This is a genomic window from Mangrovibacter sp. MFB070 (assembly GCF_000705335.1).
Lineage (GTDB): Bacteria > Pseudomonadota > Gammaproteobacteria > Enterobacterales > Enterobacteriaceae > Mangrovibacter > Mangrovibacter plantisponsor.
Window position 1 is genome coordinate 221,923 of the sequence record NZ_JJMI01000025.1, and the last position, 12,247, is coordinate 234,169.

The 12,247-nt window shown below is 53.0% G+C and carries 10 protein-coding genes; 5 read left to right on the plus strand and 5 right to left on the minus strand.

Annotated features, from left to right (window positions below):
• Positions 1-48 precede the first annotated feature (48 nt).
• Positions 49-1,044 (minus strand): ABC transporter permease, encoded by a 996-nt coding sequence (locus DT73_RS13230; protein ID WP_036109613.1) that lies wholly within the window; start codon positions 1,042-1,044, stop codon positions 49-51.
• A complete protein-coding gene (locus DT73_RS13235; RefSeq protein WP_036109616.1) occupies positions 1,041-2,549 on the minus strand; it encodes a sugar ABC transporter ATP-binding protein in 1,509 nt (502 codons plus the stop codon). Before DT73_RS13235 ends, DT73_RS13230 begins: the two co-directional genes overlap by 4 nt.
• Positions 2,550-2,916: 367 nt before the next feature.
• Between DT73_RS13235 and DT73_RS13240 the strand changes: the two genes are divergently transcribed.
• On the plus strand, positions 2,917-4,005 hold the full coding sequence (locus DT73_RS13240) for an oxidoreductase (protein ID WP_036109619.1): 1,089 nt from the start codon (positions 2,917-2,919) through the stop codon (positions 4,003-4,005).
• 36 nt (positions 4,006-4,041) lie between these two features.
• On the opposite strand, the gene DT73_RS13245 is transcribed toward DT73_RS13240, so the two are convergent.
• The 3 genes from DT73_RS13245 to cstA are packed head-to-tail and all read right to left on the minus strand — an operon-like array spanning position 4,042 to position 7,405.
• Positions 4,042-5,067 (minus strand): GTP-binding protein, encoded by a 1,026-nt coding sequence (locus DT73_RS13245; protein ID WP_036109621.1) that lies wholly within the window; start codon positions 5,065-5,067, stop codon positions 4,042-4,044.
• A 12-nt stretch (positions 5,068-5,079) separates the two neighbouring features.
• Positions 5,080-5,277, minus strand: a complete 198-nt coding sequence (locus DT73_RS13250; protein ID WP_036109624.1) for a YbdD/YjiX family protein — start codon at positions 5,275-5,277, stop codon at positions 5,080-5,082.
• Between the two features lie 55 nt (positions 5,278-5,332).
• Positions 5,333-7,405 carry a pyruvate/proton symporter CstA gene (gene cstA / locus DT73_RS13255; protein ID WP_051691373.1) on the minus strand — a complete coding sequence of 691 codons (2,073 nt, stop codon included), beginning with the start codon at positions 7,403-7,405 and terminating at the stop codon, positions 5,333-5,335.
• Between the two features lie 295 nt (positions 7,406-7,700).
• On the opposite strand from cstA, the gene fepB reads away from it, so the two are divergent.
• From fepB to DT73_RS13270, 4 genes are all read left to right on the plus strand, one after another.
• Positions 7,701-8,618 (plus strand): Fe2+-enterobactin ABC transporter substrate-binding protein, encoded by a 918-nt coding sequence (fepB, locus tag DT73_RS13260; RefSeq protein ID WP_152552528.1) that lies wholly within the window; start codon positions 7,701-7,703, stop codon positions 8,616-8,618.
• Positions 8,619-8,955: 337 nt separating this feature from the next.
• Positions 8,956-11,169 carry a TonB-dependent siderophore receptor gene (locus tag DT73_RS13265; RefSeq protein WP_036109634.1) on the plus strand — a complete coding sequence of 738 codons (2,214 nt, stop codon included), beginning with the start codon at positions 8,956-8,958 and terminating at the stop codon, positions 11,167-11,169.
• A 231-nt stretch (positions 11,170-11,400) separates the two neighbouring features.
• Positions 11,401-11,571: a hypothetical protein gene (locus DT73_RS26475; RefSeq protein ID WP_160173970.1), complete on the plus strand. Its 171-nt coding sequence runs from the start codon at positions 11,401-11,403 to the stop codon at positions 11,569-11,571.
• Positions 11,572-11,899: 328 nt separating this feature from the next.
• Positions 11,900-12,166: a hypothetical protein gene (locus DT73_RS13270; RefSeq protein WP_051691374.1), complete on the plus strand. Its 267-nt coding sequence runs from the start codon at positions 11,900-11,902 to the stop codon at positions 12,164-12,166.
• Positions 12,167-12,247: the final 81 nt, after the last annotated feature.

Below are 12,247 nucleotides of genomic sequence, written 5' to 3' on the forward strand. Positions count from 1 at the left end.
ATGTTATTCAATATGTTGCAGGCTTACCCTGCACAAAAATTCGCCTGATTAACGGCGCTGGATATATGTCAGGGCCAAAGCGCCTGCCAGTACCAGGCCTTTGATAATGTCCATGGCGTAGTACGGCACAGAGATCATCACCAGCCCGTTTTGCAGCACGCCAAGGATGACAGCGCCCAACAAGGTTCCCAGCGCATTGGGTTTACCGGAGCCTGCCAGTGAAAAGCCAATCCAGGCGGCAGCCACGGCGTCCATCAGGTAGCCACTGCCTGCGTTTACCTGGGCTGATCCAATGCGAGATGCCAGTAAAATCCCGCCCAACCCGGCCAGTAAAGAGGCCAGCACATAGGCCAGCACGCGGTAGCGTGTAGTGCGAATACCAGACAGCCTCGCTGCTTCCGGGTTACCGCCAATGGCATACATCCGGCGGCCGTGGGTGGTCAGTGAAAGGCCAAGCTGCGCCACTACCGTAACCACCAGCATGATGATAACGATGACCGGCACCTGCCCCAGTTGGCTGAAGCCCGCCGGGATCAGGCCTTCAGCCATATCTCCGCTCGGCAACACCATATTCTCAGTAATGGAACCGCCGTAGCTGTAAGTCATCGCCACGCCCTGAATCACGAACAGGCTGGCAAGGGTTGCCAGCATGTCGGGAATTTTCAGAACCACAATCAGAAAGGCATTAAACAACCCAACCAGGCAGCACAACGCCAGAGTGATAACAATCGCCTGAGTGGTGTCAAAGCCGTACCAAACAAACAGGGAAATCACCAGCGCATTGGCCAGTGAAGCCGTTGAGCCGACCGATAAGTCAAAGCCCCCAACAGTGAGTGACAGCGACACCCCCACGGCAATAACCGTTACAATGGCGATAGAACGCAGAATATTGATGATGTTATGCGGGTCGAGAAAGTTATCGGTTGTAATCCCAAACAACCCAATCAGAGCCACAACAGTGAGCAACATTCCCCACTTGTAGAAAAAATCAAAGAGACGCTGGCGCCCGGGGGCCTTCGCTTCAAGGGACAGGGCTTTACTCACGCAGGTGTTCCTCCAGTGGAATACATCAACAAAATTTCTTCGCTGGCCTCACGACCATCCAGTTCAGCCACAATGCGCCCATCCCAGAGCACACAAATTCGGTCACACAACCCAACCAGCTCGGCAAATTCGCCACTGGCGTAAATCACCCCTTTGCCCTGACCCGCAAGGCCGGATATCAGGGTAAACAGATCGGTTTTGGCCCGAACATCCACCCCTTTGGTTGGTTCATCAAAAATCAGTACATCGGCATTGCCTTTCAGCCACTTACCAATCGCCACTTTTTGCTGATTGCCGCCGGACAAACGGCGCAATACCTGATCTGGCCCGTTAGTGCGCACACCAAGGCGCGCAATCACCTCTTCCGCCCAACGCCAGGCAGCACCGAAACCAAACAAGCCGCCGCGGGAAAAGTGTTTATCCGCGCTGACTGACAAATTCATGGCAACCGGTTCATCAATAAAAACACCTTCTTTGCGCCGCTCTTCCGGCACCAGCGCAATACCCCGGGAAACTTCACGCGCCGGGCTTACCGGCCGCCATTTCTTACCACGCAACACCCCGTTAGCCACCTGGCAAGGTGAAGCACCGAACAAGGCTTTGCACAATTCCGTTTTGCCCGCGCCCGCCAGCCCGGCAATACCCAGGATCTCGCCTTCGCGCAGGGTTAAACTGATATCTCGTAACAGATGCTCATCATTCAGCCCTTCAACCGCCAGTAATGTGCGGGCATCAGCTTCCACACCCGCCCGTTCCGGATAGAGGTTTTCCAGAGTGTGACCCAGCATTTTCTCTACCACTTCCTCACCAGACAGCGATGCCATTGCCCCGGTTTCAACCAGGCGACCGTCACGTAATACCGTGAGCGTGTCACAAATAGCTTTAAGCTCATGAATGCGGTGGGAAATAAACACCACACCAATTCCCTGAGCCTGAAGCCGCCGAACCACGGCAAACAGGCGATCACTTTCATGCTGGTCAAGGGGAGCGGTGGGTTCATCAAGGATCAGAAAACGGCAATGGTGAGACAGTGCGCGCGCGAGCAACACATGTTGTTTCTCAGCAAGGGAGCAATGATCAATGGGCTTTTTCACATTCAGGCTGACATCCAGTTGGGCCAGTGCCGCACGCGCCTGCTGCCAGACTGAACGCCAGTTAAACCTGTGCCCGGGTGCGGCCAGGTGGTCGAGCATGATGTTTTCACCCACACTCAAGCCTGGCACCAATGCAACGTCCACTTCCTGTTGAACCAGGTGAATGCCCAGTTTCTTTGCATCACGCGGGGTATGTAATTGCACCGGTTCGCCATCAAGGAGAATCGCCCCTTCATAGTGCGCCCAGATGCCAGACAGCACCGCCATCAGGGTTGATTTTCCGGCACCATTCGCCCCTGTCAGCGCATGGACACTTCCCCCTTTAAGGGTGAAATCCACGTTCTGCAACGCATTGAAACCACCAAAGCTGATGGAAACGCCACGCATTTCAACCTGATGAGGTTGTGCCATAAATGCCAGTCTCTATAAAATTAACCCAATAATTGAGTCTGATGACAAACCTCATGTCGCACAGAACAAGAGGTTGTCACCCGATAAAAAACCAGGAAAATCAATTCATTGATTTTCGCCCGCTAACTAAAAAGAAGGAAAAACCACGCTTTTTCCTTCTTTTTCATCAATCTGATAATTCATCGTATTTTTCATATTGCCCCTTCCATGACAATGAATGAAATGGCATAACATAAAGCGAAATGTTATTAGCCATCTGGACATCCAGACATAATATTGGGCAGATAACATAAAACAGAGACGATTCCTTTTATCCCCACACGGAGAACGGACGAAAATCGCCTGAACACAGACAGGAACCGAATATATGCAACAGACCGACATCCGTGTTGTACCAGGCCCGGCAAATTACTGGTCCCAGCCCGGCGCACTGAATAAACTTGCCAGCCACTATTCGCATGAACAACTGGCCCATGCAGTATGGGTTTACGGTGCGAAAGCCCTGCAGGCAGCCACCCCATTTCTGCCCACTGAATTTCACCTGGATGGCGCCAAAAAATTACTCAGCGCCGGGCATTGCAGCGAAAATGAAGTCACACGGCTGGCAGATGCTGCCGGTACAGACCGCCAGATTGTAATTGGTGTGGGTGGTGGCACGGTTCTGGATACCGCAAAAGCACTGGCCCGCCGTTTGGGTTGCCCGCTGGTTGCCATTCCGACAATCGCTGCGACCTGTGCTGCATGGACACCGCTTTCTGTGTGGTATAACGATGCAGGCCAGGCGCTGCACTTTGAAGTGTTTAACGATGCCAACCACCTGGTTCTGGTGGAGCCCCAAATCATCCTTCAGGCTCCGGCAGAATACCTGCTGGCAGGCATTGGCGATACCCTGGCGAAATGGTATGAAGCGGTTGTGCTGGCCCCCCAACCGGAAACCCTGCCGCTCAGCGTACGCATGGGTATTGCCGCCGCAGAACAAATTCGCGACGTGTTACTTGAACAAAGTGAACAGGCGCTGGCAGACCAGGCTGGCGGGGAACTGACCCGCGCATTTTGTGATGTGGTGGATGCCATTATTGCTGGTGGTGGGCTGGTGGGTGGGCTGGGAGACCGTTACACACGGGTCGCTGCCGCACATGCTTTCCACAATGGGCTCACAGTTGCCCCGCAAACCCACCGTTTTCTGCACGGCACCAAAGTTGCTTACGGGATTCTGGTGCAAAGTGCCCTGCTCGGCCAGGACGATGTCACTACGCAATTAATCACCCTGTTCCGCCAGCTCCACCTGCCTGTTTCACTGGCTGAACTGGATGTGGACATTCATAACCAGGCACAAATTGATGCGATTATTGCTCACACCCTGCGCCCGGGCGAATCCATTCATTACCTCAGCAGCCAACTGACACCAGCACACCTGCAGGCGGCACTGGAAAATATCGAAGCCAGAACCCGCTAACCGCGTCTGCTAACCATGGCGGCCTGCGTAAACTTATTACGCACAGGCCGCCATAAAACGCAGCCGAATATCTTCCATGGGCAAGTTTCTGCCAATAATCACCAGCCGTGAACAGGCCGTTTCATTCTCATGCCAGGGCGACCCATAATCAAACCCCACCACGCTGTGTATTCCCTGTACCACCAGGCGTTCCGGCTTTCCCACAACCGCCAGTACACCTTTATAACGCAACATATCCGCCCCCCAATTTTCCACGCACCAGTTCATAAACTCACCTGCCGCATGCAAATCCAGCCAGCCGGCTTCAAGCACCAGAGACGAAATCGCGTCATCCCAGTGCCGGGTTGCTCGTGGCCGTGAAAGTGGCTGGAAGCTTACCGCTTCGCTCAGTTGTGGCCGGGCAATAAAAAAACCACGCTGCACCGTGGCGTCATCACTCAGAGTGAAGGCGGCCAGATCAAGCCATAACTCAACCGGGCAAACGCCATTGGTCACCTGGTAAATCGTGGCCCGCGGGTTGATACGGTTAAGGCGTGCCATTACGGCATCACGCTCTTCTGGCTCCACCTGGTCACCGTGGGTGACTAAAATTCGGTCGGCAAAACCCACCTGAGAAACCGCCACCGGGTGTTCATCCAGTTGCCGGTGAATATGTTGCGCATTCGCCAGGGTAACCACGGCATCCAGTTGCAATGACTCACGCAAGCGTTCATCCACAAAAAAGCTTTGAATAACCGGAGCCGGGTCAGCCAGCCCTGTGGTTTCCACCACCAGCCGGTCAAAACTCAACTCACCATTAGCCCGCTTATCCAGCAGGCCATGCAATGCCGCCGTGAACTCCCCACGCACATTGCAACACAGGCAACCATTACTTAACTCTACAATACTGACGTTTTCGCGCGCTTCCAGTAGCGCACCATCAATGCTCACCGGGCCAAACTCATTTTCCACAATCGCAACGGCACCCGCTTGTGGTTGCTGCAAGAAGTGGTTGAGCAAGGTGGTTTTCCCTGCGCCAAGAAATCCGGTCAACAGGGTGACGGGTACAGTTGTCGATTGCATAAATATCCTGTGTTAACAGCAGCGTGGGCCGCCATTCCCGCCATAACGGGCATCCTGGCGCTCACGGAAAAATTCTTCATAACTCATCGGCGTTTGTTCAGGGTGATTAAGCCGCATATGCTGTACATAGTTGTCATAATCCGGCACCCCTACCATCAGTTTGGCTGCCTGGCCCAAATACTTTCCGGCTTTTGCCAGGGTATCAAACATGTTTCCTCCTTCCGCCTGCCACGGCAATCAGAGGGGCGGTTGCCCGCCCTTCAGATTAATGTGCGTTACGAGCCGAATGGGTTGCTACCGGAGCTTCTGGCGGCATGGCCTCCCACGGCACTTCATTCACAGTGGGTTTATCACTCTTCAGCGCTTTCAGGCAGCAGCGCAGCGCAAACCAGGCCAGCACCACCACAACCACCATGAAAAACAGCGTTAACCCGGCATCAAGGCGGTTGTTAAATACCAGCCGCGCCAACTGGCCTTCCGTGTATTTCGCCGGAATAGCCCCGGTGTCGAGCATGGTCTGGAATTTATTGGCAATGGCCAGGAAACCAACTCGCGGGTCACTACTGAAGGTTTTCACCCAACCGGCAGACAGTGTGCAAATCAGCAACCAGGCAGTCGGCACCAGCACAACCCAGGCATAACGCTGGCGTTTCATTTTGAACAGCACAACCGCACATAGCAGCAGCGCCATTCCTGCCAGCATTTGGTTGGCTATTCCGAACAACGGCCAGAGCGTATTAATCCCACCCAGGGGATCAACAACCCCCTGATACAGGAAGTAACCCCAGGCCAGTACACACAGGCCAGTGGCAATCAGGTTAGCCGGTAATGAGTCCGTGCGTTTAAGCCCGGGCGAAACCAGGCCCAGTAAATCCTGGAGCATAAAGCGTGCCGAGCGGGTACCTGCATCCACCGCAGTCAGGATAAACAAGGCTTCAAACAGAATAGCGAAGTGATACCAGAAGGAGACATCCATCAGGCCACCCAGCGCGCCATGGAGGATATAAGCCATACCCACCGCAAGCGTTGGAGCACCACCAGCACGGGAAACAATACTTTGTTCCCCAACTTCACTGGCAATGTTATGCAGAATATCCGGTGTTATCTGGAAGCCCCAACTGCTGACCACCTGGGCGGCCGACGTCACCACATCAACTGTGCTGTCCGGAACCAGCACCGCAAGCGGGCTGTTCATGGCAAAGTAGACACCCGGGTCAATCACACAGGCCGACACCAGCGCCATAATTGCCACGAAGGATTCCATCAACATGCCACCATAGCCAATAAAGCAGGCCTGGTTCTCATTCGCCAGCATCTTCGGCGTGGTACCAGAAGCAATCAGCGCGTGGAAACCAGACACCGCGCCACAGGCAATAGTAATAAACAGAAACGGGAACAGATCTCCGGCCCATACCGGCCCGGTGCCATCAACAAAGCGAGTCAGAGCGGGCATTTTCAGTTCAGGGCGAACCAACAAAATACCGATAGCCAGGCCAAGGATGGTGCCAATCTTGAGGAAGGTAGACAGATAATCACGAGGAGCCAGCAGCAGCCAAACGGGCAGTACTGCGGCAATAAAGCCATACACGCCCAGCATGATAGTCAGTTGCACGCCCGTGAAATCAAAGAACACCGACCATGTGGGGCTTGCAGCTACCCAGCCACCGGAGATAATGGCGAACACCAGCATCACAAGACCAATAACCGACACTTCGCCAATCCGGCCAGGGCGCAGATAGCGCAGGTACACACCCATAAATAGCGCCAGCGGAATGGTAAACGCAACGGTCCAGGTCCCCCACGGGCTGTGAGTCAGAGCCTTCACCACAATCATCGCCAGCACCGCGAGGATAATCACCATAATCATAAAGCAGGCGACCAGCGCGATAACCCCGGCGGTATTGCCCATTTCCGCTTTAACCAGTTCCCCCAGAGAGCGGCCATCACGGCGGGTAGAAACGAACAGCACCCCCGCCAGTAACCACAGCATGCCGGGCAAATACCCCATTTGCGCGGCCAGTACCGGGCCAACCAAAGGCCCCGCTCCGGCAATTGCGGCAAAATGGTGGCCGAACAACACTTTTTTATCCGTCGGGACATAATCCAGCCCGTCGTTATGGCGCACGGCGGGCGTCATGCGGGTGGCATCGACCGACAGGACTTTATTAGCAATAAACAGCCCGTAATAACGGTAAGCAATTAAGTACACACAGGTTGCCGCCACGACAATCCATAATGCATTAATTTGCTCACCCCGATTTAACGCAATGTAGCCCAGAGCAAAGGCACCCAATAGCGCCAGTATGCCCCAAACAAGGTGTTTCCCCGTGTTATTCATAGGGTTTCCTTTTTTATTTTCACAACAGAGGTTTGACAGAGGATATGTGCGCTTATTTGACCTGCTTTGGTGGGTAAAAAACGCTGCCGGGATCATGCTTTAAGTAAAATGTTAAATAAAATGAAAAAGAATGTAATTTCGATGTAAATCACAAAACACTGTTACATCAGGACATAAGTAAAAATGTTTTCGGGGCTTGCGCCGCAAAAAAATAAAAATGAAAATGAGATTAATTTTCATTACATAGAATGGCGATATTGTGAAACAACCTGTCTTGCTTTTCTTCTCTTGCCTGATGGTGCTGCTGTCCTGCTCTGCCCAGGCCAGTGGATGGCCCCGCACATTCACTGACAGCAAAGGAGCTCATACACTGGCAAAAGCCCCGCTGCGCATTGTCTCTACCAGCGTCACGCTCACGGGTTCGTTACTGGCGCTGGATGCACCAGTCATTGCCAGTGGTACAACCAGGCCTGGCAACAAAGTGTCTGATGAACATGGTTTTTTGCGCCAGTGGGGAGACATAGCTGTTCAGCGTAATGTCCAGGCCCTTCCCCCGGGAGAGAGCAACCCGGAACTTATTGCCACCCTGCACCCGGACCTGATTCTGGTGAGTGCGACAGGCCTTGATTCAGCAATGGCTGAGTGGGATAAGCTGTCAAAAATCGCGCCAACCATAGTGATTAACTATGGTGACCAAAGCTGGCAGGAATTACTGAGCGAACTGGGGCAACTGACCGGGCACGAACAGCAAGCAAAAGCGCGTATTGCCCAGTTCAATGCGCACCTTGCAAAGGTAAAATCTGCGATTAAATTGCCGCCTCAGCCCGTAAACGCCATGGTGTGGAATGCCCACGCTTCACTGGCGAATATCTGGACAACGGTGTCCGCCCAGGGGCAGTTGCTTTCCCAGTTGGGGTTCACCCTGAGTGAACCCGGCCAGAGTCAGCGTATGGTCAGCCAGCGAGGCAAACGCCAGGATATTATTCCGTTACAAGGCGAAAACCTGGTAGTCGGGTTATCGGGGCAAACATTTTTGCTATTTGCCGCTAACCAAAAAGATGTGGCCTCGGTAAAAAGTAACCCACTACTGGCCCACCTCCCCGCAGTTGAAGCTAACCGTGTCTATGCCCTGGGTGGGGATAACTTCCGCCTGGACTATTACAGTGCCAGCCACTTACTGGACACCTTAGCGAAGCTGTTCCCCGCCCACTAATCCTTGCTAAACCTTCGGCCCTGCGCCTGCTAAACGTTACGTAAACCGTGGCAGGCAGGGCCACTAATTCCTGCCAGTTATTTGATTCAGAACAATTAACGTTCAATAAAAATACGAAATAGCAAAAATAATGAAAACATTATTGATAATTATTTCTATTTGCAATAGCGTATTGCTCGCTGCTAATTGCAGTGCCTGTAGCACTTATAAAAAATAAGGCGTCTTGCTGGCTGCCGGATTTTGCCAGACAAGCCGCTCTGCGCACTTTCACGCATTTTGCTGCCCGGTTTCCGTGGGACGGAGCCTGTACCGGCAGCGAGACGAGCAGGAACTCAACATGATTAAAAAACGCTATACACTGGCCACGCTGGTGCATCTGGGAATTTATGGTTTTGCGCTTCCGGCTTCGGCAGCCGACAGCACGACACAAGAAGACACCATTGTTGTCAGTGCAGCGGAGCAAAACCTTCAGGCCCCGGGTGTTTCCACCATTACTGCTGAAGAAATCAAAAAACACCCCGCCGCGCGCGATGTGTCAGAAATTATCCGCACCATGCCGGGTGTCAACCTGACGGGTAACTCAACCAGCGGCCAGCGTGGTAACAACCGCCAGATTGATATCCGCGGTATGGGGCCAGAAAACACACTAATTCTAATAGATGGCAAACCGGTAACCAGCCGCAACTCCGTGCGCCTGGGCTGGCGTGGTGAACGCGATACGCGTGGTGATTCTAACTGGGTTCCGGCAGAAATGATTGAGCGCATTGAAGTGATTCGTGGCCCGGCGGCTGCGCGTTACGGCAATGGTGCGGCTGGTGGTGTGGTCAATATCATCACCAAACCCAGTTCCAGTGAATGGCACGGCTCATGGAACACCTATTTCAACGTTCCACAGCATAAAGATGAAGGCGCAACCAAACGAACCAACTTCAGCCTGACCGGACCAGTTGGTGGTGACGTAAGTTTCCGCCTGTGGGGAAACATGGCGAAGACGCAGGCCGATGCCTGGGACATCAACCAGGGCCATGAAGAAAACCGCACTGGCACCTTTGCCGGTACTTACCCCGCCGGGCGTGAAGGTGTCATCGATAAAGACATTAATGGTCAGTTGCGCTGGCAGTTCGCCCCCATGCAGTCACTGACATTTGAATCTGGCTACAGCCGCCAGGGCAACCTGTATGCAGGCGACACCCAGAACACCAATACCAGTGCGCTGGTAAAAGAGAACTACGAAAAAAAAACCAACCGCCTGTACCGCCAGACTTACTCCCTGACCTGGGCAGGAGCCTGGGATAACGGCGTATCCACCAACACCTGGGCGCAGTATGAACACACGCGCAACTCACGCCTGAATGAAGGGCTGGCAGGCGGAACCGAAGGGTTATTCTCCAGTAACAAATTTGTCGATATCGACCTGAGCGATATCCTGCTGCACAGTGAAGTGAACATTCCGCTGAACCTGCTGGTCAACCAGACTCTGACTCTGGGTACCGAATGGAACCAACAGCGGATGAAAGATAATGCGTCGAATACCCAGGCATTGTCAGGTGGCAGCCTTGATGGTGTATCCAGCACCAACCGCAGCCCATATTCCAGTGCGGAGATCTTCTCGCTGTTTGCCGAAGACAACATGGAGCTGACTGACAGCACTATGCTGACCCCGGCGTTACGTTTTGATCATCACACCATTGTGGGGAATAACTGGAGCCCGTCACTGAACCTGTCTCAGGCGCTGAGCGACGACTTTACGCTGAAACTGGGCATTGCCCGCGCGTATAAAGCACCCAGCCTGTACCAGACCAACCCGAACTACATTCTCTACAGTAAAGGCCAGGGTTGTATGGACAGCTCAACAGCCTGCTACCTGCAAGGGAATGCGGACCTGAAAGCCGAAACCAGTATCAACAAAGAAATTGGTTTAGAGTTTAAACATATGGGCTACCAGGCCGGGTTAACCTGGTTCCGTAACGATTACCGTAACAAGATTGAAGCCGGTTATTCCGCCGTTGGCAGCACAGGTTCCACCAATATCTACCAATGGGAAAACGTGCCGAAAGCGGTAGTTGAAGGGTTGGAAGGGACAGTGAATGTACCTGTTACTGATACAGTGGCATGGAACAATAACCTGACCTGGATGCTGCAGAGTAAAAACAAAGAAACTGGCGACCGCCTGTCGATTATTCCGCAGTTCACCCTTAACTCAACACTGAGCTGGCAGGTACGCAGCGATGTTTCTCTGCAAAGCACCTTCACCTGGTACGGGCGCCAGAAACCGAAGATGTATAACTACCAGGGAGAGTCGGTTTCAGGTAGTGAAAAGACCGAAGTCAGCCCCTACAGCATTATTGGCCTGAGTGGCACCTGGGATGTTAATAAAAACCTGAGCTTTACTGCCGGGGTGGATAACCTGTTTGACAAACGCCACTGGCGTTCCGGTAACGCGCAGACCACCGGTAACAGCAACACCAATTCCTATATGTATGGTGCAGGTGCTGCAACCTATAACGAATCTGGCCGTACTTTCTTTATGAGTATGAATACCCAATTCTAAGCCCTCGCGGCGCCTGGTTCTCAGGCGCCGTTTTTATTCTGTTCAATTATCATCCCCGTATTTCTCATACCTCAAGTTCAGATTACTCCCCACTCCTTTTTCAAAAAATCACCGTAAAATAACGCGTTATATGCCGTGCTGCTTGAACGCACTTGATTCCACTCACCGGCCGCACGCCATATACGCTTTGCAGAATCTGCTGTAACGCAGAACACAACAGGATGTATGAACATGAAAAAAATGATGTTAAGCGCCACTGTGTTGGCGATAGCCCTTGGTCTGAGCGGTTGCATCTGGCCTGGCCCACACCACCACCACCCGCACCATTCATCGGGGGATAACCGCGGCCCACAGATGCAGGATTACCACCACGGCAACCAGCAAGACGGCATGCGCCGCTAAACTTCGCTTACCCGGTTTTCCTTCAGGGGGAACCGGGTACACTCATCCCCCATCCCGCTATCCTTTTGATTTACCATTCGTGTGTTTTACGTACCTGCCTGCAATTTATGTGAAAAAACCTGTCTGGCTGGTTCAGCGGCGGTATAATAGTGCTTTCGGGAGTGTCTGTTGCCCGCCTTTATGTGACGGTGGTTATACCCGTTTAAAGGCGAACTTGCGTTAGCGGCATAAACCGTTAAAATTTAAGTAATTAGCAGCGTTACTCTGTACGTATTGTTCAACCCTGGTGCCAGTGCGCTCCCATTAATCACCTCAACAGGTTCTGGCTATGTCAATACCCACACACCGGCAGCTTATCGCCGTGGCTATCCGCTCTCCGGAAGAGGCTCTGCCTTTCCCGTTGGACCAAATCAAACAATCACTACTTGATGGCGTGACGGTGGAAGCACTGATGTCCACGCTTAACCAAAAAGGGATCCGCGCCTGGCGCGAAAGTGAAAGCGACCAGGGCGATGTTACTGCCTTCTGGATCCAGGGCGGTGGTGAGCAGGCGGTTCTTATTTCCTGCCAGTACGGCGATATCCCCATTCACTGAACCGGTGAAAATTCAGAAAAACGTTGCCCAGACCTGGTTATTCACTTTTTCTTTTTGCCTTCCTGCGCGTCCGGACGCAAA

Bases quoted from the DNA above. Each gene is read 5' to 3' on its own strand.
- DT73_RS13235 (WP_036109616.1), bottom strand. From the start codon at position 2,549: ATGGCACAACCTCATCAGGTTGAAATGCGTGGCGTTTCCATCAGCTTT.
- DT73_RS13240 (WP_036109619.1), top strand. From the start codon at position 2,917: ATGCAACAGACCGACATCCGTGTTGTACCAGGCCCGGCAAATTACTGG.
- DT73_RS13245 (WP_036109621.1), bottom strand. From the start codon at position 5,067: ATGCAATCGACAACTGTACCCGTCACCCTGTTGACCGGATTTCTTGGC.
- DT73_RS13250 (WP_036109624.1), bottom strand. From the start codon at position 5,277: ATGTTTGATACCCTGGCAAAAGCCGGAAAGTATTTGGGCCAGGCAGCC.
- cstA (WP_051691373.1), bottom strand. From the start codon at position 7,405: ATGAATAACACGGGGAAACACCTTGTTTGGGGCATACTGGCGCTATTG.
- fepB (WP_152552528.1), top strand. From the start codon at position 7,701: ATGGTGCTGCTGTCCTGCTCTGCCCAGGCCAGTGGATGGCCCCGCACA.
- DT73_RS13265 (WP_036109634.1), top strand. From the start codon at position 8,956: ATGATTAAAAAACGCTATACACTGGCCACGCTGGTGCATCTGGGAATT.
- DT73_RS26475 (WP_160173970.1), top strand. From the start codon at position 11,401: ATGAAAAAAATGATGTTAAGCGCCACTGTGTTGGCGATAGCCCTTGGT.
- DT73_RS13270 (WP_051691374.1), top strand. From the start codon at position 11,900: ATGTCAATACCCACACACCGGCAGCTTATCGCCGTGGCTATCCGCTCT.